The sequence below is a fragment of the Pediococcus ethanolidurans genome (assembly GCF_001437405.1).
GTDB lineage: Bacteria > Bacillota > Bacilli > Lactobacillales > Lactobacillaceae > Pediococcus > Pediococcus ethanolidurans.
In genome coordinates this window covers 24,143-44,797 of record NZ_JQBY01000003.1, presented here as the reverse complement: position 1 = coordinate 44,797, position 20,655 = coordinate 24,143, and the positions used below count along the sequence as shown (strand labels likewise).

The 20,655-nt window shown below is 37.9% G+C and carries 18 protein-coding genes; 7 read left to right on the top strand and 11 right to left on the bottom strand.

The genetic code is table 11. The features are described from left to right. The first annotated feature begins 64 nt into the window (after nt 1-64). A complete protein-coding gene (locus IV87_RS01785) occupies nt 65-1,252 on the top strand; it encodes an MFS transporter (protein WP_057805193.1) in 1,188 nt (395 codons plus the stop codon). Nucleotides 1,253-1,313: 61 nt separating this feature from the next. Here IV87_RS01785 and IV87_RS01780 read toward each other — a convergent pair whose 3' ends face one another. From IV87_RS01780 to dnaA, 11 genes are all read right to left on the bottom strand, one after another. After that, the gene (locus tag IV87_RS01780) at nt 1,314-2,663 is read right to left on the bottom strand and encodes an FAD-dependent oxidoreductase (RefSeq protein ID WP_057805192.1); all 1,350 of its coding nucleotides are present in this window, start codon (nt 2,661-2,663) and stop codon (nt 1,314-1,316) included. A gap of 25 nt (nt 2,664-2,688) precedes the next feature. Continuing rightward, complete coding sequence (locus IV87_RS01775; protein ID WP_057805191.1) at nt 2,689-3,369, bottom strand: EAL domain-containing protein; 681 nt, start codon at nt 3,367-3,369, stop codon at nt 2,689-2,691. Nucleotides 3,370-3,631: 262 nt separating this feature from the next. Then, nucleotides 3,632-3,871 (bottom strand): 30S ribosomal protein S18, encoded by a 240-nt coding sequence (rpsR, locus tag IV87_RS01770; RefSeq protein ID WP_057784110.1) that lies wholly within the window; start codon nt 3,869-3,871, stop codon nt 3,632-3,634. A 21-nt stretch (nt 3,872-3,892) separates the two neighbouring features. Continuing rightward, entirely contained in the window at nt 3,893-4,438 is a 546-nt protein-coding gene (gene ssb, locus IV87_RS01765; protein ID WP_057805190.1) for a single-stranded DNA-binding protein, read from the bottom strand. Between the two features lie 41 nt (nt 4,439-4,479). Beyond that, on the bottom strand, nt 4,480-4,770 hold the full coding sequence (gene rpsF / locus IV87_RS01760; protein WP_057805189.1) for a 30S ribosomal protein S6: 291 nt from the start codon (nt 4,768-4,770) through the stop codon (nt 4,480-4,482). A gap of 191 nt (nt 4,771-4,961) precedes the next feature. Then, complete coding sequence (gyrA, locus tag IV87_RS01755; RefSeq protein WP_057805301.1) at nt 4,962-7,445, bottom strand: DNA gyrase subunit A; 2,484 nt, start codon at nt 7,443-7,445, stop codon at nt 4,962-4,964. A gap of 80 nt (nt 7,446-7,525) precedes the next feature. After that, complete coding sequence (gyrB, locus tag IV87_RS01750) at nt 7,526-9,469, bottom strand: DNA topoisomerase (ATP-hydrolyzing) subunit B (protein ID WP_057805300.1); 1,944 nt, start codon at nt 9,467-9,469, stop codon at nt 7,526-7,528. 38 nt (nt 9,470-9,507) lie between these two features. After that, the gene (gene recF / locus IV87_RS01745) at nt 9,508-10,626 is read right to left on the bottom strand and encodes a DNA replication/repair protein RecF (protein WP_057805188.1); all 1,119 of its coding nucleotides are present in this window, start codon (nt 10,624-10,626) and stop codon (nt 9,508-9,510) included. Between the two features lie 2 nt (nt 10,627-10,628). Next, nucleotides 10,629-10,856, bottom strand: a complete 228-nt coding sequence (gene yaaA, locus IV87_RS01740; RefSeq protein ID WP_057805187.1) for a S4 domain-containing protein YaaA — start codon at nt 10,854-10,856, stop codon at nt 10,629-10,631. Nucleotides 10,857-11,342: 486 nt separating this feature from the next. Beyond that, nucleotides 11,343-12,482, bottom strand: coding sequence for a DNA polymerase III subunit beta (gene dnaN / locus IV87_RS01735; protein WP_057805186.1), 1,140 nt, complete (start codon nt 12,480-12,482; stop codon nt 11,343-11,345). A 177-nt stretch (nt 12,483-12,659) separates the two neighbouring features. After that, nucleotides 12,660-14,006, bottom strand: coding sequence for a chromosomal replication initiator protein DnaA (dnaA, locus tag IV87_RS01730; protein ID WP_057805185.1), 1,347 nt, complete (start codon nt 14,004-14,006; stop codon nt 12,660-12,662). A 545-nt stretch (nt 14,007-14,551) separates the two neighbouring features. On the opposite strand from dnaA, the gene rpmH reads away from it, so the two are divergent. From rpmH to mnmG, 6 genes are all read left to right on the top strand, one after another. Next, nucleotides 14,552-14,686: a 50S ribosomal protein L34 gene (gene rpmH, locus IV87_RS10855; protein WP_074693854.1), complete on the top strand. Its 135-nt coding sequence runs from the start codon at nt 14,552-14,554 to the stop codon at nt 14,684-14,686. A gap of 109 nt (nt 14,687-14,795) precedes the next feature. Beyond that, on the top strand, nt 14,796-15,155 hold the full coding sequence (gene rnpA, locus IV87_RS01725) for a ribonuclease P protein component (protein WP_057805184.1): 360 nt from the start codon (nt 14,796-14,798) through the stop codon (nt 15,153-15,155). Further along, on the top strand, nt 15,156-15,992 hold the full coding sequence (gene yidC, locus IV87_RS01720; RefSeq protein ID WP_057805183.1) for a membrane protein insertase YidC: 837 nt from the start codon (nt 15,156-15,158) through the stop codon (nt 15,990-15,992). 75 nt (nt 15,993-16,067) lie between these two features. After that, nucleotides 16,068-16,859 carry an RNA-binding cell elongation regulator Jag/EloR gene (gene jag / locus IV87_RS01715; protein WP_057805182.1) on the top strand — a complete coding sequence of 264 codons (792 nt, stop codon included), beginning with the start codon at nt 16,068-16,070 and terminating at the stop codon, nt 16,857-16,859. Nucleotides 16,860-17,024: 165 nt separating this feature from the next. Further along, nucleotides 17,025-18,416, top strand: a complete 1,392-nt coding sequence (gene mnmE, locus IV87_RS01710) for a tRNA uridine-5-carboxymethylaminomethyl(34) synthesis GTPase MnmE (protein ID WP_057805181.1) — start codon at nt 17,025-17,027, stop codon at nt 18,414-18,416. 72 nt (nt 18,417-18,488) lie between these two features. Next, nucleotides 18,489-20,399, top strand: a complete 1,911-nt coding sequence (mnmG, locus tag IV87_RS01705) for a tRNA uridine-5-carboxymethylaminomethyl(34) synthesis enzyme MnmG (protein WP_057805180.1) — start codon at nt 18,489-18,491, stop codon at nt 20,397-20,399. Nucleotides 20,400-20,655: the final 256 nt, after the last annotated feature.

The following is a 20,655-nucleotide window of genomic DNA, read 5'->3' as shown; positions in this document are numbered from 1 at the left end:
TGAAAATCCTTTTTCGTAATACTTATTTGTTTAATTAAAATCTTAATACGAAGAAGGGTTATGTTTGAAGTCAGAAAGAGAACTATCCGGAAAAACAGTTTTATTAATGGCAATCGCAACAGGAATCATCGTTGCAAATTTAAATTACATTCAACCGATTGAGGGATTAATTGCAACTACCTTTCAAGTTTCTAAAGCAGCCGTTGGTGTTGTCGCAATGTTAACTCAACTAGGCTACGCGTTTGGGTTATTATTTATTGTCCCACTGGGAGATATTTTTAATCGTTATCATCTTATTCAGATCATGCTTATTCTTTCAATTTTGGCATTGCTGAGCGCTTTTTTGTCGCCCTCAATCATCATTTTTGGCCTTGCTTCTTTGTTAGTCGGCATTACTTCTGTTGCACCTCAGATCATTATTCCTTATGCAGCTTTCTTAGCTCCCAGCTTGCATCAGGGGAAAGTTTTAGGTAACGTCCTCAGCGGTTTATTAACAGGAATTCTATTATCACGTTCAGTTAGTGGATTATTAGGCAGTATCCTTAGCTGGCAATACGTTTATTTGATTGCAGCAATTGCTTGCACTATTTTATTAGGTGTTCTTCACCTTTACTTGCCACGTGATCCTCGCCAACATCAAAATATGCATTATGGAAAAATCCTGGCTTCATTACCCAATTTGCTCGCAAAAGAAAAACATTTACAGGGTGCTGCAATTAATGGTTTTTGTTTATTTGGTGTTTCAAATGTACTTTGGTCAACACTAGCATTTTATTTAGCTAGTCAATATCATTTAGGAAGTGATGTTGCTGGTCTATTGGGATTGTTGGGTATTACCGGTGTCTTGTTTGCCTCGATCATTGGTCGCATGGTGGACACCTACTCGCCCCGCATGACAATTGGTTTGGGAATTCTATTCTCAACTCTTGCCTTTATCATTTTTGCAAGTATCGGTCACTTATTTATTGGTTTAATTGTTGGGATTATTTTACTAGATTTGGGTACACAATTTGGTCAAGTTTCCAATCAGGCAATTGTCCAATCATTAAGTTTAAAAGCAAGCAGTCGTAATAATTCTGTTTTTATGTTCAGTTACTTTTTAGGCGGTTCTCTAGGCACTTTCTTTGCAACCTTTGCATGGAGTCGCTTCGGATGGGTCGGTGTATGCAGTGTAGCTGCCATATTCTTAATTGGTGCTTTACTTGGCCATCTATTCCTAAAAGAGCCTAAAAAATTACAGCGACTTAGTTAAACTAATCTACGTTGTAAAAAAGAGATTGAGAAAAATTTTCTCAGTCTCTTTTTCTTTACGATTAAGCTTGTCGTTCTTGTTCAACCGCCAATTGCGCCACCAAATTTAAGTAATTAAACGGTTCATCATAATGTGGTTGAAACAACATATCAACAAAAGCTAGATCATCAATCGTGTTTTTATTTTGAATGCAAACCGAAATGGTATTAGCCGATTGGGCGACCTCATGTTTGCTGAACAACTGTGCACCCAAAATCCGGCGATTTTGCCGATCGTATACTAGTACAATTGTCAGCAAGTCAGTCGTCGGCATATAGCTTGGTCGATAATCTCCTTTATACACCACTGACGCTGCATCAAAGCCTTCGCGTTTTGCACTTGAAAGTGTTAATCCACTTGAAGCCAATGTATATCCAAACAATTCCATCGCTGATGTTGCTTGCGTACCCATATATTTTTGAACTTTTCCAAAAATGTTTTTACCAGCTAAAGCACCCTGGCGAACCGCATTCGTAGCTAAGGGAATATAAGCATTATTATGCGCTGGGTTAAAGTGTGAAACACATGCATCCCCTGCCGCATAGACGTCTGGATTTGAAGTTTGTAAATAATCATCAATCAAAATGGCCCCATGACGATCCATATCAACTTGCCCACGCAACAATTCCGTATTGGCCATAAAACCGGTACAAACAATCGCTAAATCAGCTTCATGCTTTGTTTTATTAGTTTCAATGACAACTTTATCGTTTTGTTCATCACGTCGAAATGCTTGAACGCGTTCATTCAAATAAACATGGACACCACTCTTTTTTAAGAGTGCCGTTACCTGATCAGACAACATTTTGTCTACATAATTATTCAAAATTTGATCATGTGATTGAATCAATGTAACTTCATGATCTGTATCCGCATATGCTTCTGCCAATTCTACGCCCACATAACCAGCACCGACAATGGTAATATGTTTATGATTCTTGGCTGAAGCATACAGCTGCTTAGCCTGATCATAGCTTTTGCATAACAAAACACGTGAATCATCAATTCCCATTAACGGTGGGACCACAACATAGGAGCCGGTTGACATAATCAACTTATCATATGTATCCGTAAATACCTTTTTAGTATCCAGGTTTTCTACTTTAAGTTGATGTGCCTTGGTATCAACGCTCAAAACATCGTGCTTTATTCGTACTTTTGCGCCTTCTTTAGCCAGATCTTCAGGCGTGGCATAAAACATATCTTCAAGACGTTTTACCTGCCCAGTTAAATAGAGTGAAATGCCACATGACAAAAATGAAACGTTATCGTTACGTTCATAAATGGTAACTTCTGTATCAGGATGTGCCTTGAAAATTTCTGTTGCTGCGGCGATTCCTGCATGCGTACAACCAACAATAACCACTTTCATACTATTGACCTTCTTCCTAACCCCTTTAGTCCGGATCATCTGCTTTAATTTTTAAAAGATGTGGTTTGCCATAATAATAGCCTTGTCTTAAGTCAATATTTAGTCTATCAGCTAATTGATCATCTGCCTCATCCTCAATTCCCTCAAGGATAAAACGAAGATTTTCCTTCTTAGCAATATCTCGCCAGTAGGTGACTTTTGCTTGAATTTTAGGGTCTTGAAATTTTTCATCAAAATTTTGCAAAGCAAATTTAAGCTCACTAACGTAAGGGAGCAGTTCTTTGATCTCTTCATACTGATTATCACCAGTACCCACATCATCTAAACAAAGTTCCATACCACGCTGCCTGAAGCGTTCTAACATGGGTTCAAGATCCGCATTTGTAATCGATTCGTCACCAGGTTCTTCTGTAAGTTCCACGTTAAGCTTTAAGGGTCGTAATTGATCTTGTGATTGGATTAACGCATCATTAATTTCCGCATTCATCATCTGAGTTCGATTTAAATTAACGGAAACCGAGCCAATTTTTAAAACTAACTTAGCGGTAGTTGCTGTTAACATTCCAGCAATTGTCGTTGCGGGAATATCTGAAAAATACTTAGGTGGTCGCCAACCATCAGTAGTTAAATGCCTAATTAGCAACTCATAACCAATTAGCGAATTATTCACCTTATTTAATTGTGGTTGAATAAAATAACGATACATTTTGTTCCCCTTTTTATTGTATTAACTAAGTATTATTATAAATCATTTTGCATTATAAAGTTGGTATAGTTTCGAACAGCATAGCAGCATTTAATACTTTTATGAATAAGAATTTAACCGATACTATCAAAAATGAACTTATTTACTGATATTTATAACTATTTCATACAAGTAATAGTACCTTTGCATTCTAGATAGATGTTTTTGACCATAAAAAAAGACTTTCTAAATCAATAAATTGATTCAAAAAGTCTTAATTTAATTATTCTTCTGAAACGAATGGAAGTAAGCCCATGATCCGTGCACGTTTAATTGCAATTGTTAAACGACGTTGGTTCTTAGCACTTGTTCCGGTAACACGACGTGGCAAAACCTTGCCTCGTTCTGAAATAAAGCGTTTCAGTAAGTCTGTGTCTTTGTAATCGATGTATTCGATATGGTTAGCAGCGATAAAGTCAACTTTACGACGTCGACGATTTCCGCCTCTTCTTTGTTGAGCCATTGAAAATCCCTCCTCTAATGATTAAAATGGTAAATCATCATCGGAAATATCAATTTGTTCGCCATTATCTGCAAATGGATCATTCGGGTTAGAACTTGCACTAGAAGCATTGCCATTGCTGTTGCTTTGGCTGTTACTATTGTTGTTTCCTTGCCCAGCATCAAATGGATTGGTATTGCCGGATGATTGAGGAGCATTGCTCTGAAATCCCGTGTTGCCGCTCTGTTGCTGACGTTGCTCGGACTGAGCTCGAGATTCCAACAATGAAAAGTTTTCAACAACTACTTCTGTTACATATACCCGTTGACCCTGTTGGTTTTCGTATGAACGCGTTTGAATTCGTCCATCCACACCCACCAATGAACCTTTATGGGTAAAGTTAGCAAAGTTCTCGGCTGCCTTTCGCCAAATCACACAGTTAATAAAATCAGCTTCACGTTCTCCTTGAGAGTTCGTAAATTGTCGATTAACTGCTACTGTGAAGGTAGCAACTGCAGCACCGCTGTTGGTGTATCGTAAATCAGGATCTCTGGTTAAGCGTCCAACAAGAACTGTTCGGTTTATCATAAACAATGACTCCTTTCTGAATTAATAATTCTGTTTATTGTTTAACGTACAACGATCATGTGACGTAAGATGCCGTCAGTAATCTTTGAAATTCGGTCAAATTCGTTCAAGGCCTTGTCATCGTTTGTTTTAACGTTTACGACATGATAGATACCTTCGTTGTATCCACCGATTTCATAAGCAAAACGACGCTTGGACCAATCCTTTGAATCAACCACTTCTGCACCATTGTCAGTCAAGATCTTGTCAAAGCGTTCTACTAAGGCTGCCTTAGCTGCTTCTTCAACATCTGGTGCAATGATATAAGTAATCTCATATGATTTTTGTGCCATGTGTTTTACACCTCCTTATGGACTAAGTGGCTTTCTTAACGATTTAAGAAAGCAAGGAGAGCTTCTAAATTAATAGTTACTCACGAACTTAAATTATAGCATGCATACTTGTGCAACGCAATAAACAAAAATCCCAATAAACGATACATAACTAAGTTACGTTGTTTATTGAGATTTATTTTATTTATTTATTATTCTTCAGAAGAATCTTCAGTTGAAGTTTCTTCAGTAGATTGAGCTTGACTATCAGCAGATGAATCTTGTGGTGCTTCATCAGGATCATCTTCGTCTTCATGATCTACTTTGGCCATTGTCGCAACCTTGGAATCTTCATCAATTTTAATTAAATGAACACCCATTGTTGCACGTCCTGTTTCTGGTACAGAATCCACATCAAAACGAATCATAACACCACGATCAGTAATCAACATGATATCTTCATCACCAGCAACCGTCGTCAAACCAGCTAACGGTCCGTTCTTGGTTGTGACATTAGCAGTTTTAATTCCTTTACCGCCACGTCCTTTAATTGGATATTCACTAGCCAATGTCCGTTTTCCGTATCCTTTTTCAGTAATGACGAGTACTTTGCTTTCTGGTTTCAATAAATCAACCCCAACCACATAGTCATCGTCTCGTAAACGAATACCACGAACACCAGTCGCTGAACGACCCATTGACCGAACAGAACCTTCAGCAAAACTAACCGCATACCCTTTATGAGTACCAATAATGATATTTTGTTTATTGTCTGTGATAACCACATTAATTAACTCATCATCATCTTTTAAGTTAATTGCTTTTAAACCATTGCTTCGGATATTCAAAAATTCATTCAAAGGAGTTCGTTTGACAACTCCTTTTAACGTTGTGAAAAAGAGGTAGCGTTCATCTGCTTGGTCATGATCTTGACCGGCATTAATGACAGCCTGAATGCTTTCACCTGCACTAATTCCCAAAAGATTAATAACCGGAATTCCCTTGGCAGTTCGGCCATACTCTGGAATCTCATAACCTTTCATTCGGTAAACTTTACCGGCATTGGTAAAGAATAACAGCACATCATGGGTGGAGCTTGAAACAAGATGTTCAATGAAATCATCATCATGAACTCCCATTCCTTGTACACCACGACCACCGCGACGTTGGGATTTGAATTCAGATTGTGGCATCCGTTTTACGTAACCATTATGTGTCAACGTAACCATGACGTCTTCTTCTTCAATCAAATCTTCGTCTTCAAGGCTAAGAACTTCACCTACAAGTAATTCTGTTCGTCGTTTATCACCAAATTTATCTTGAATATCAAGTAATTCTTGATAAATAATCTGATTGATCCGTTCCGTATGAACTAAGATATCTTTGTAATCAGCGATTTCAGCCGTTAACTTGTTGTATTCATTCTCAACTTTTTCACGTTCCAAACCGGTTAAACGAACCAAACGCATATCCAAAATGGCTTGGGATTGTTTATCAGACAATGAATAGTTATGCATCAACTGATCTTTGGCAATCTCAGCCGTTTCAGAGTTACGAATAATTGAAATGATTTCATCAATATGATCAAGGGCTATTCGTAAGCCTTCAAGGATATGGGCACGTGCTTGCGCCTTTTTCAAATCAAATTCAGTTCGACGACGAATAACTTCTTCTTGATGTTTAAGGTAATACTGTAGAATCTGCTTTAAACTCAAAACTTTTGGTGCACCATCCACAATTGCCAGCATATTAAAGCTAAATGTGGTTTGCATCAAAGTCATTTTGTACAAATTGTTTAAAACAACAGAAGCACTCATATCACGACGAACGTCAATTACCACTCGCATACCTTCACGATCGGTTTCATCGTTTACATCTGTGATGCCTTCAATTCGTTTATCACGAGCTAATTCAGCAATTCTTTCGATTAACTTTGCCTTATTGACCATGTATGGAAGTTCAGTGACCACAATTTTTTCACGGCCACTCTTTTCCTGTTCAATATCAACTTTGGCACGCAAAATAATCGTACCTTTACCAGTTTCATAGGCTTTTCGAATTCCTGATTTACCCATAACCACTCCACCAGTTGGGAAGTCAGGTCCAGGAACGGCTTCCATCAAATCAGCCGTAGTAGCTTCAGGATTATCCATCAAAATATGAATAGCACTAATGACTTCAGATAAGTTATGTGGCGGAATATTGGTCGTCATCCCGACCGCAATTCCAGTTGCTCCATTAACTAATAAATTGGGAAAACGGGCTGGCAAAACTTTTGGTTCTCGCTCTGTTCCATCATAGTTTTCTTGAAAATCAACCGTATTTTTATTGATATCGCGTAACATTTCAACCGCAATTTTGCTCATTCGAGCTTCGGTATAACGCATTGCAGCTGCGCCATCACCATCAACAGAACCAAAGTTACCATGACCATCAACTAACATGTAACGATAACTGAAATCTTGGGCCATTCGTACCATTGATTCATAGATTGCGGAATCACCATGGGGATGATATTTACCCATGACATCCCCAACGATTCTGGCTGACTTCTTATAAGGTTTTTCCGGCGTAACTCCTAGTTCATTCATCCCATATAAAATTCGGCGATGTACTGGTTTTAAGCCATCTCGTACATCTGGCAAAGCTCGTGCCACAATAACACTCATTGCATAATCTAGGAAGGATGTTCGCATTTCTCGACTCAAATTGACATTTGTCACTCGAGTTCCAATATTTTCTTCGTCAGACAAATTCTTTAACCTCCAATCCTAAATTAAACGTCTAAGTTTTCTACATAAACGGCATTGTCTTCAATAAATTTCCGTCGTGGTTCTACGCGATCGCCCATCAACATTTCAAAATCACCACTAGCTGCGTCAGCGTCTTCAGCAGAAACTCTTAATAAACGACGGTTATCTGGATTCATGGTTGTTTCCCATAATTGAGAAGCATCCATTTCACCTAAACCTTTGTATCGTTGAATTGCAGGCTTTGGACTTGGTGGCAATTGTCCCAAAGTTTCCTGTAGTTCTTCATCAGAATCAATATATTTAATCATTTTACCTTGTCGTACCTGATATAGCGGTGGTTGTGCAATATAAACATAGCCTGCATCAATCATTGGCCGCATGTATCGATAGAATAACGTTAACAATAATGTACGAATATGCGCGCCATCGACATCGGCATCGGTCATAATAATTAATTTATGATAATTAGCTTTTGTAACATCAAATTCTTCGCCAAAACCAGTACCTAACGCCGTGAATAGCGAACGAATTTCTTCATTAGCTAAAACCCGGTCTAGAGTAGCTTTTTCAACATTCAAGATTTTTCCTCGAATTGGTAAAATGGCTTGTGTCAAACGTGAACGACCTTGTTTAGCACTACCACCGGCTGAATCACCCTCGACAATGAATAATTCACTAATTGCTGGATCCTTAGACGTATTATCAGCCAATTTTCCGGGTAAATTATTGATTTCAAGGCCACTCTTTTTTCGAGTAACTTCTCGCGCACGTTTAGCAGCAATTCGGGCTTTTGAAGCTAATAAGCCTTTATCGATAACTTTTCGGGCAGTATCTGGATTTTCCATCAAGAACTTATTGAAATGTTCGCCGAAAACGTCATTAACAGCCGTTCTTGCATCTGAGTTACCCAGTTTGGTTTTCGTTTGTCCTTCAAACTGTGGGTCAGGATGCTTAACGCTGACTACGGCCGTTAAACCTTCACGAACATCATCACCAGAAAGATTATCCTCGTTATCCTTTAACATGCCACTCTTATGCGCATAGTCATTGACAACCCGTGTTAATGCTCGTTTAAAGCCCTCTTCATGGGTTCCCCCTTCATAAGTATGAATATTATTAGTAAATGTTAATAATTTACTCTGATAACCTTCTGTATACTGCATCGCAACTTCAACGGTAATGCCCTTTTCGACACCTTCAACATAGATTGGTTCTGGGAACAAAACATCTTTACCTTCGTTAAGGTAGTCAACATAATGACGAATTCCGCCTTCGTATAGGAAGTCATCTTCTGTAGGTTTTTCTGGACGCATATCTTTTAAAGTAATGCGTAATCCTTTATTCAAAAATGCAAGTTCACGAATTCGTGTTCGTAACGTTTTAATATCAAATACAGTTGTTTCTTGGAAAATATCAGCATCTGGCAAGAAATGAACGATTGTGCCATGTTCATGCGGTTTAGATTCACCAATTACTGTCATTGGCGTTTTGACTTTGCCACGCGTAAAGTCCATATAATAAATCTTACCGTTGTGCATAGTTCTAACGTCCAAGCTAGTTGACAACGCATTGACAACTGAAGCACCAACACCATGTAATCCACCTGAAACTTTATATCCGCCGCCGCCAAACTTACCACCGGCATGGAGGATTGTGAAAACAGTTTCCAAGGCTGGCTTACCCGTCTTAGCTTGAATACCGACCGGAATTCCACGACCATTATCCGTCACGGTAATACTATTATCTTTTTCAACAATGACGTTAATTTTATCTGCAAAACCCGCTAAGGCCTCATCAATTCCATTATCAATAATTTCCCAAACAAGATGATGTAGACCTTGTGAACTCGTTGAGCCAATATACATACCGGGACGTTTTCGAACTGCTTCTAGTCCTTCAAGAACTTGAATTTGACTTGCGTCGTATTCTTCCGCTTTTTCTTCCTTACGTTCACGTGCATTTTCAATTTCTTGGGGAGTTTTTGTTTTATCTTCGTCAGCCAATCTTATTCCTCCTTATGCAAAGTACCTGATTTAATTGTAAAAATTCGTGGCTCGTCAATCAACTGTCGGGCAATACCACTTAAGCTGGTTGTGGTTAAAAAAGTCTGAACCTTATTTTGAATGGTCTTCAAAAGGTGCGTTTGCCGATCGTCATCTAATTCAGATAGCACATCATCTAATAGCAACACCGGGTATTCACCCGTTTCCTCTTTCATAAGATCAATTTCAGCTAATTTAACGCTCAAAGCCGTTGTTCGCTGTTGTCCCTGTGATCCGAATGTTTGCACATTTTTGTCATTGACTAAAAAACGAACGTCATCACGCTGGGGACCAACCAATGTGGTTCCTTGTTGTAATTCCCGTTCCTCATGGCTTGCAAAAGCTTTTTGTAATTCGTCATACAGTTGTTCAACAGTCGCATCTTGTTTCTGTGAAACTTGGGAAACATACTCAAAAGTAAGATGTTCTTTTCCAAGTGAGATTTGCGTGTGTAGCTGTTGAGCCCACTTCTCTAATTTCTTCAGAAAAAGACGTCGTTGAAAAATAATCTCTGCTCCGTAAGCAGCCAATTGATCAGACAAGACACCAAGAAAAACTTTATCTTTATTAGCCTTGAATTTAAGTTGCTTTAAATACTGATTACGTTGCTTTAAAATCGTGCGATACTGGGCGGAATTATAGAGATATTTGCTACTCATTTGTCCAAATTCCATATCGATAAATCGACGTCGAATTGCAGGTGACCCCTTAACCAAAGATAAATCCTCAGGTGCAAACAAAATAACGTTTAGTTGACCGATATATTGTGATAGCTTACTTTGTTCCAAATGATTAACCTTAGCGCGTTTTCCTTTAGAACTTAATTCCAACTCTAAGGGAACTGAACTCATTCTCTTATGAACTCGCGTTGCCAATCGTGCATTATCCGCACCCCAACTGATCAAATCACGATCATTAGAAGTTCGATGACTTCTGGTGAGTGCCAACACATAAATTGATTCCAGTAAATTTGTTTTTCCTTGAGCATTTGCTCCCAGCAAAACATTAACACCAGGAATAAATTCGGTCTCCAAATCTGAATAATTCCGAAAATTATGGAGACTAATATTTTCCAAATACATGACTAATCCTCACGTCTTGAACGCACAAGAAACCGTCCTTCACCTGGAATATCAACTGTGTCCTTAGGATATAGCTTTTTTCCCCGCCGATTCTCAGGCTCATCATTTACCTCTATAGCATGTTCACGAAGATACCATTTAGCCTGTCCACCAGTCCCAATGATTGATTCTTCTTTTAAGAGTTGACCGAGCGTAATGAATGGCGTTGTAATTAAAACTTCTTTTTCCAAAATTACAACCACCTTTCTAAAGCTTATTTTTTAAATCAATTAATTATTAAAGTGGTGTTTTGTCATCCTAAAAATAATTCATTTGATTTTTTGCAGAATCTTTACCAATACCTTTCTATTATACCTTTTAAAACCTAAAAAAACAATCTCAGAGGCTATGATTCGCGTTTTAAGCGATTTTGAACACAGGGAGACACTTTTGCCATTTTCTGCGTATTTTTCTCAAATCCTCTGAATTTAATTTCTAGATGAAAAATAAAACACGAGGTTGAGAAAACATTTTCTCAACTTCGTGTTTTTTTATTTATGAACTAAAGGTTGAAAGTATCAAAATCACATCAATAACTGCTGTTAAACGACTTAGACTTCAAAAAATAGTTTAACTGCCGTCCTGCGGCTCACCTGGTCTGGAAGACGGCATTTAGATCCAATCTTGTTACCACGAACGCTTTTGTGCTTTCAACCTTTAGTTTATGAACTTTATATCTAAAATGTTCGAACTGGTGTGATCAATTGAATAAAGTTTTCTTGATCTTCAGTTGGAACCAATGTAAATGGTCGTAATGCTGAAGTAAATGAAACTTGAATTTCAGTTTGGCCAAATGACCGTAACGCATCTTTCATATAGTCTGGGTTAAATGAAATTTCCAAGTCTTCACCTTCAACAACCTTTGCATCCAGTTGTTCTTCCACATTACCAACATCAGGTGAGTTACCCGAAATAACAATTTTTTTATCGGCCGTTGTAATGGCTAGTTTGACAACATTATTGCGACTTTCATGTGATAACAGGGAAGCTCGTTCAATTGCAGCTAATAGTGCAGGTGCATCAAATTCCAAAGTAGTTGTTGCTTCTTTTGGAATCAAACGAGAAGTATCAGGATAATTTCCTTCAAGCAAACGAGAATAGAACGCTGTGTCACCTAGTGTAAATAAAACCTGATTTTCGGAAATTCTCATAATAACATCGGGATTTTCCTCACCAATCATTCGCGACAACTCAACGAGACTTTTTCCGGGAATGATGACATCATATTTGCCGGTATTTCCTTGTGGTAATTTAATTTGACGTTGACTTAAGCGATGGCTATCAGTTGCAACAGCCACAAATTTATCACCATCAATACTAAAATGAACCCCAGTTAGAATTGGACGACTTTCCTGGGTTGAAACTGCCAAAACGGTTTGACTAATTAATTGTTTAAACACATTTCCAGAAAGTTGAATTTGATCATTACCATCAAGTTCTGGTAAGCGCGGATAATTATTAGCGTCTAAACCATTAATAGTAAATTCTGCTGCTCCGGATGAAATTTCTGTTTGAAATCCTTCGGTAATTTCAACTGTCATTGATTCTTCTGGAAGACGTTTAACAATATCACTAAAGAAATGAGCTGGTAATACGATTTTCCCCGGATCAGTAATTGACAATCCGTTATCTTCATTTTTTGCATCTAAAACTGTCTCGATTGAAATATCTGCATCACTACCAGTTAGGATAATCTGATCAGATTCAACATCTAGTTTTAATCCGGTCAAAATTGGAATCGTTGTTTTAGAAGAAATTGCTCTTTGAACGTCATTTAATTTTTTAATGAATGCAGCTCGTTTTACAGTGAATTTCATTTTTTAAGAATCTCCTTTGGACGAAATGTATTTATATATAATTATATATTAAAAGTAACAGTAGTAATAGGGGCTGTTGATATTGTGTAAATGTAACCTAACGCTTAGGTAGGTCAAAGATTATCTATGTTTATAACATGTGGATAACTTTAAAAGTAATTCACACTTGTCCACAGTCTATGGTTTCAGCTCACTTTTTAAATCACCAATTTGACGTTGTAAATCGTCATCCTTTTTTAAGGCTGCCGCAATTTTTTCATGGGCATGAATAACGGTTGTGTGATCCTTACCACCAAATTCGGTTCCAATTTTTGGTAAAGAAGCATTGGTAAGCTCGCGTGATAAATACATGGCAATTTGACGAGGAACCACAATTGATTTCATTCGCTTTTTACCCTTTAGGTCAGAAATAGATGTGTGATAATACTTGGCTACTTTATCCTGAATCAAAGAAATGGAAACTTCACTAAACTTGGTACCAAAGTTCAAACTACGCATGGCTTCGGAAGCTAAATCAGTGGTAATGCTGGTACTTTGTAAGTTTGCGTAAGCTTGGACACGAGCTAACGCACCTTCTAATTCACGAACATTGGAATCAACCTGCGTGGCAATGTAGTTTAAAGTGTCATCAGGAATTTCAATTTTATCTGCCATGGCTTTTTCACGCAAAATAGCGATTCGCGTTTCCAAATCAGGTGGTGTGATATCGACGGATAATCCCCATTTAAAACGAGAAACAAGGCGTTCTTGTAGTTTGGGGATTTCGTTAGGCAAACGATCTGAGGTTAGAACAATTTGTTTTTGATTACTATATAAAGCCTCAAATGTGTGGAAAAATTCTTCTTGCGTAGCCTCTTTGTCAGCAAAGAACTGAACATCATCAACTAAAAGGAGATCAACGTTTCGATAAACTTCCCGAAATTCTTCTTGATGTTTTGATTGAATCGCATTAATAAAATCATTTGTAAATGCTTCACTAGTTACGTATTTAACGTTTGTATCAGGATTATTTTTGAGAATTTGATGGCCAATCGCATGCATTAAATGCGTTTTGCCAAGGCCAACGCCTCCATAAAAGAAGAGTGGATTATACATGGTGCCGGGGTCTTCAGAAACAACTAAAGCAGCAGCGTGCGCCATTTGATTTCCCTTACCAGTTACGAAAGTATCAAATGTATATTTATCATTTAATGTAGTTACTTCCATAAAGTCGGGCGTTGTCTTTGGTTTTTCAACGGCCTTTTTTTCTTGTTGAACTGTTTCTTCTTGCTCGCCTTCTAAGACAAAGTCGGGCGTAATATCCGCCTGCGTAATTAGATAGGCATATTCAACAAATTTTGGTGCTAAATGCTGTTTCCAATAATCGCGATGTAACGGCGATGGCAGTTGGATGGTCATGATATGATTTTTTAAATCGATTGGTTTAGCCACATCGATCCAGGTCGAAAAACCGAGTGATGAAATATCATCATCTTTTTGGAAATCGGCCTTTATTTGGTCCCAGAGTTCGTCTTTACTTAGCACAAAAATCCCTCCAAAGTAACGTACCGTTTATTTTTTGTGTTTTCACTTCTTAAATCGAAAGAAACAATGCATTAATTTTAGCATGAAAAAAAATAGTTTTCCACAGGATGTGGAAAACTATTTAAAATAAATCACAGGTTAGGGAAAAAAGTATCCACAGGATGTTGAAAAAAACGCAAATTTTCATGAAAATTTAGGTTATTCACACAAAACGGTGGATAACTATAGCCCTAGTAACAGGGGTTACAAGCAGTTATCCACTGAAAATCGTGAAAATGTGGATAACTCAATCACAGGGGGTGAATATCCGGATAAGTTTGGAAAAAACGGTGCAAAAGTAAAAAGACTATTTGTTTTTATCCACAGGGTACACACCGTAATAGGTTTGAAGTGTGAACAAAATAATTATCTTTTTTCGTTTAAGAGCTTTGCATGATGATTGATTTGTGATACTATATTATGGTAATTGTAATTAGATACTGAGTTATTTCATTATGTAAATGAAATCTATATAAATTTCAGTGTTGCTATGGGAGGTGTACGAATTGAAAAGAACATATCAACCAAAGAAGCGTCATCGTTCACGTGTGCATGGTTTTCGTAAACGTATGAGTACAAGTAACGGCCGTAGAGTTTTAGCACGTCGACGTCTAAAAGGTAGAAGAGTATTATCTGCATAAGGCCACTGATCCCAGTGGTCTTTTATTTTTGAAGAAATTCAAAAATAAAAGATAGGCCGCCTTTATATGTAAGAAACCCTGATGATACGAATTATTTTGGAGAGAGATCATGCGCAAGTCATACCGTGTAAAAAAAGAAACAGAATTTCAAAAGGTTTTTGAAACACATAATTCATTCGCAAATCGAAAATTTGTTGTTTATGTGATGGAAAAGCCCAAACAACCCCATTTTCGGGTTGGAATTTCTGTTGGTAAGAAGATTGGCAATGCTGTTATGCGAAATTACATGAAGCGTCGCATCAATCAAAGCATTCTAGAATTCAAGCCTCAATTACGTCAAGATATTGACTTTTTGGTCATTGCACGACCACAAGCATCTGGTCTTTCAATGAAAGAAACCAAACAGCAATTGAAACACGTATTTACGTTAGCTAATATTTTAACTACTGATCAAAGTGAGGAAAAGTAAGTGAAACATAGCAAAAGAAATATCGCGATGATGGCGATTGCCAGCTTAACCTTGTTTTTAGCTGGATGTAGTACAGCTCCCATTACGAAGAATAGTACCGGTATTTGGGATCACTGGATTGTCTACAACTTTTCGCGGGCAATTATTTGGTTATCTAAGCTGTTTGGAAATAATTATGGTTGGGGAATTATTATCTTTACCATTATTATTCGAATTATCATTTTGCCTTTGATGATTTACCAAACAAAGTCTTCAATGAAAACCGCTGAAATTCAGCCAAAAGTTCAGGCATTACAAAAGAAGTATTCTTCTAAAGATGTTGAAACACAACAAAAATTACGTGAAGAACAACAAAAACTTTATTCTGAAGCAGGTGTAAATCCTGTTGCAGGGTGTTTGCCATTAATTGTTCAGTTACCTGTTTTGTATGCTTTGTATGCCGCCGTGAACCGAACGGAAGTCTTAAAAGCTGGGACCTTCTTGTGGTTGCAGTTGGGTGATAAAGATCCTTACTTTATCTTACCTATTTTAGCGGCTGTCTTTACCTATGTCAGTTCATGGTTGAGCATGAAGTCGCAACCAATGCAAAATGGTATGACAACGATGATGACAATTGGAATGCCAGTAATTATCTTCTTTACAGCGTTAAGCGTACCAGCTGCTGTTTCACTATACTGGGTGGTTACAAACATTTTCCAAGCTGGGCAGACAATGGTTATTCAAAATCCATTTAAAATCAATCGCGAACGTGAAGCAAAGGTACAAGCTGAACGTGACAAGAAACGCGCATTGGCCAAGGCAAAACGTAAGGCTTATAAAGGACGCAACAAACGATAAAGATAACTGGAGATTGGAATGTTTCATTCTGATCTCCTTTTACTGTACATAAAACTTAACCAAGGAGGTAAGCCAATGGCAACTTATACGGGAACAACGGTCGAAAAAGCAATTGAAATCGGTCTTGCTTATTTAAAGTTAGATCGAAAAGCTGTCACAATTTCAACACTTGTTGAACCGAAAAAAGGATTCTTAGGAATTGGTAAGCGATTAGCTAAGATTGAAATATCAGTACCTGTAGATCCGAAATCAAAGTCTAACGAAAATAAAGCATTGAAAAATGATTCTGAAGTTCAGAATAAACCTGATGAAGCAAATCATGAAACTAGTGCTGAAGTTCACGAATCGCTGCACAGCAATGAATTAGCACCAAGTGAGACACATACGGCACGTCCACGTTTGAATGATGCGGTTGTGACAGAGTTACAGAACTATTTATCCGAAATTGTTTCGCAATTAGGAATTGAGGCAACCGCAACAAACAAATTCCACCACCGTGAGGTTTCGATTGAATTTAAAACCGAACAGGAAGGGATGCTAATTGGAAAACACGGGCGAACAATTAATGCTCTGCAAACATTAGCGCAAGTATTTTTACTTCACCAGGGAATTGCACATGTAAATGTAGAATTGAATGTTGAAAATTATCGGGAACGACGAATTGAAACTTTACAGCATTTGGCCGAGAATACGGCTCGTGAAGTTGTGGCAACTGGTGAACCAGTATTTTTGGATCCAATGCCCGCGTTTGAACGAAAAGTGATTCATGCCGCTTTGGCCGATAATCATTTTGTTTCAACCTTCTCTGAAGGCCATGAGCCACATCGATATGTAGTTGTGGCACTGGTTCAAGATGAACAAATTTAGTTATGAAGTGTAACAAATTGACAAATGCGCGCTAAAATTTTAAGATATAACCAATTATTCAAATTTGAGGTAAAGTAGTGAAAGTACTTTATCCACGTAACCTTTTTATTAAGGCGTGGACTGGGTGCTTTTTTTATTGGAATGGTTTTAGAAAGGAAATAGATAATGTTAGAAACAGCTACTGAATTGGATACCATTGCTGCAATTTCGACCCCACCTGGTGAAGGTGGCATTTCAATTGTGCGAGTAAGTGGAAAAACGGCACTTGATGTGGCTTCTGAAATTTTTAAAGGTAAGAATCTGCATAAAGTTAAAAGTCATACGATTAATTATGGTCATATCGTTAATCCCAAAACAAACGCGATAGTTGATGAAGTTATGGTTTCAGTTATGCTTGCTCCCAAAACTTATACTTGTGAAGATGTTGTGGAAATTAATTGTCATGGTGGTATTGTGCCAACCAATGATATTTTGCAGCTCTTGTTGAGTCATGGTGCAAGAATGGCAAAACCAGGCGAATTTACCGAAAGAGCCTTCTTAAATGGAAGAGTTGACCTTTCTCAAGCGGAAGCAGTCATGGATCTGATTCGGGCTAAGACAGACCGTTCAATGAAAGTTGCTTTAAATCAATTAGATGGTGATTTGTCTCATTTAATTAAGAACTTACGTCAGGATATTCTTGATGTTTTGGCACAGGTGGAAGTTAATATCGATTATCCTGAATATGATGATGTAGAGACAATGACCAGTAAATTATTACGTGAAAAAGCGGTTGAAGTTAAAGCCCAAATTAAACAATTGTTGCAAACAGCTCAGGAGGGTAAAATCTTACGAGATGGTTTAGCTACGGCGATTGTTGGTCATCCTAATGTTGGTAAATCTAGTTTGTTAAACCGCATGTTGCATGAGGATAAAGCGATTGTGACGGACGTAGCTGGAACAACGCGTGACGTTTTGGAAGAATATGTAAACGTTCGTGGTGTGCCGTTGAAGTTGGTTGATACGGCAGGTATTCATGAAACCAATGATAAGGTCGAAAAAATTGGGGTTGAACGAAGTCGTAAGGCCATTCAAACCGCTGATTTAGTTTTGCTTGTTTTAGATAGTAGTCAACCATTATCTGATGAAGACCGTCAGCTGATCAAGGTCACAGATGAAGCAAAACGTATCATTATTTTAAACAAAGCTGATTTACCCATGCAATTAGATACTGATGAACTGTTTAATCTTGTTTCTGAGGATCAAGTTATTCGAACATCTGCAACAGAAGGTGTTGGACTAGATGACTTAAAAGAAAAAATTTCTAAATTATTCTTTGGTGGAATTGAAAGTAATCAGAATAGCGTTATCGTGACCAATGCTCGCCACATTGGGTTATTAAATCAAGCTGAAGATGCACTAGATTCTGTTTTACAAGGACTCAAGGATGGAATGCCTGTGGATCTGGTTCAAATTGATATGACCAGATGTTGGGACTTTCTTGGTGAAATTACTGGAGACAGTTATCAAGATGAATTATTAGATCAATTGTTTAGCCAATTCTGTTTAGGTAAGTAGTTGAAGTTAATTTAAGTTAAATGTAAAACTAATTATGAAGCTGATTGAAGCTCAAAATGTGGAGGAAGAGTCATGACAGAAGTAAAACAGTATGCAGGTAAAGATTACGATGTAATCGTAGTTGGTGCTGGGCATGCGGGTTCGGAAGCAGCCTTGGCAGCTGCAAGAATGGGGAATAAAACCCTACTAATGACCATCAACTTAGACATGGTGGCATTTATGCCATGTAATCCTTCAGTTGGTGGACCGGCCAAGGGAATTGTTGTCCGTGAAATCGATGCCCTTGGTGGTGAGATGGGTAAAAATATTGACAAGACCTATGTCCAAATGCGGATGCTTAATACAGGAAAAGGTCCTGCAGTTCGTGCGTTACGAGCACAAGCAGATAAGCATGCGTATCATGCCCAGATGAAGAAAACCATTGAAGATGAGCCTAATCTAACTTTGCGACAGGGAATCGTAGACGATTTAATTATTGAAGATGGTGTTTGCAAGGGAATTATCACTAATACAGGGGCCCGCTATCACGCTAAAAGTGTTGTGTTGACCTTAGGAACCGCTGCCCGTGGAAAGATTATTATTGGTGAACTGATGTATTCTTCAGGTCCTAATAATTCACAGCCAGCAATGAAGTTAACCAAGAATTTAAAAGATTATGGTTTTGATTTGGAACGCTTTAAGACAGGAACACCACCACGAGTTGACGGTGGCACAATTCATTATGATGAAACTGAAGAGCAGCCTGGAGATAAAGAACCTAATCATTTTAGTTTTACAACACCAGATAGTGCTTATATTGATGTTAAAAATCAGCTTTCTTGTTGGTTAACTTATACGAATGAGTATACACATAAAATTATTCGTAAAAACTTAGATCGAGCACCCATGTTTTCTGGCGTAATCGAGGGTGTGGGACCTCGTTATTGTCCTTCAATTGAAGATAAAATTGTCCGTTTTGCAGATAAAGATCATCATCAATTATTTCTTGAACCAGAAGGTCGTAATACTGATGAATGGTATGTTCAAGGTCTGTCAACTTCAATGCCTGAAGAGATTCAGCAACAAATTCTCCATTCAATTAAGGGGTTAGAAGATGCTGAAATGATGCGGCCGGGATATGCGATTGAATACGATGTTGTTTCACCATATCAGTTAAAACCAACTTTGGAAACCAAGGTGGTTAAAAACTTGTATACTGCCGGTCAAACTAACGGTACTTCAGGTTACGAAGAGGCTGCTGGTCAAGGTTTGATGGCTGGAATTAATGCAGGATTACGTGCCTTGGATAAGGGTCAATTTACTTTAAAACGAAGTGATGCTTATATTGGTGTTATGATTGACGACTTGGTCACCAAAGGCACTAAAGAACCTTATCGTTTACTTACGAGTCGTGCTGAATACCGGTTGATTTTACGTCATGATAACGCGGATCTGCGTTTAACTGAAATGGGTCATGAGTTAGGGCTCATTAATGATGACCGTTACCAAACATTTTTAGGTAAAAAAGCAGATATTGAAAATGAGTTAAACCGTTTAGATACGATTCGAATCAAACCAAAACAAGTTCGCGATTTTCTAATTTCTAAAGGTGGTCATGAACTTAAAGATGGGGTCTGGGCTTCTGAATTTCTTCGCCGCCCGGAGGTTTCTTACAAGGAACTACTGCAATTTATTCCAGCGCCTGATAAAAAGCTTGATCGACGAGTAGTTGAACAGGTTGAAATTGAGATCAAATATGCAGGCTATATTAAAAAGGCCAAGGAACGGGTTGAACGTCTCAAAAAGATGGAAGTCAAAAAAATTCCAGATCATATTGATTATGCTGCAATTAATGGTCTGGCTACAGAAGGTCGGCAAAAATTAGAAAAAATCCAACCACAAACAATTGCACAGGCGAGTCGGATTAGTGGTGTAAATCCCGCTGATATTGCTATTTTGAGTGTGTATATTGAACAGGGCAGAATTGCTAAAGTAAAAAATTAAAATCGAATTTTAAAATAAAATTCTAAGATAAGCTTGACAAAGTTTTAATAATGTTTTAATGTTGCACCAACATAAATATTCGTCCATGAAACCAATGAAGTGGAGATCAAGATAGTTATGCACGCACAGAGAGTCACTATTGCTGAGAATGTGACCGAACGCAGATTATTAAATGGACCACGGAGGGCACGGCCAAAACGTATTTTTACGTGATTACACCGTGACGCTGAGGGATGCGTCAATTCCCGGAAATGTG

Excerpts from the sequence above, each read along its gene's own strand:
- gyrA (WP_057805301.1), bottom strand. The coding sequence starts at position 7,445 with ATGCGAACATCCTTCCTAGATTATGCAATGAGTGTTATTGTGGCACGA.
- mnmG (WP_057805180.1), top strand. The coding sequence starts at position 18,489 with ATGACAGAAGTAAAACAGTATGCAGGTAAAGATTACGATGTAATCGTA.
- IV87_RS01775 (WP_057805191.1), bottom strand. The coding sequence starts at position 3,369 with ATGTATCGTTATTTTATTCAACCACAATTAAATAAGGTGAATAATTCG.
- ssb (WP_057805190.1), bottom strand. The coding sequence starts at position 4,438 with ATGATAAACCGAACAGTTCTTGTTGGACGCTTAACCAGAGATCCTGAT.
- dnaN (WP_057805186.1), bottom strand. The coding sequence starts at position 12,482 with ATGAAATTCACTGTAAAACGAGCTGCATTCATTAAAAAATTAAATGAC.
- rpsR (WP_057784110.1), bottom strand. The coding sequence starts at position 3,871 with ATGGCTCAACAAAGAAGAGGCGGAAATCGTCGACGTCGTAAAGTTGAC.
- IV87_RS01780 (WP_057805192.1), bottom strand. The coding sequence starts at position 2,663 with ATGAAAGTGGTTATTGTTGGTTGTACGCATGCAGGAATCGCCGCAGCA.
- rpsF (WP_057805189.1), bottom strand. The coding sequence starts at position 4,770 with ATGGCACAAAAATCATATGAGATTACTTATATCATTGCACCAGATGTT.
- jag (WP_057805182.1), top strand. The coding sequence starts at position 16,068 with ATGGCAACTTATACGGGAACAACGGTCGAAAAAGCAATTGAAATCGGT.
- recF (WP_057805188.1), bottom strand. The coding sequence starts at position 10,626 with ATGTATTTGGAAAATATTAGTCTCCATAATTTTCGGAATTATTCAGAT.
- mnmE (WP_057805181.1), top strand. The coding sequence starts at position 17,025 with ATGTTAGAAACAGCTACTGAATTGGATACCATTGCTGCAATTTCGACC.
- rnpA (WP_057805184.1), top strand. The coding sequence starts at position 14,796 with ATGCGCAAGTCATACCGTGTAAAAAAAGAAACAGAATTTCAAAAGGTT.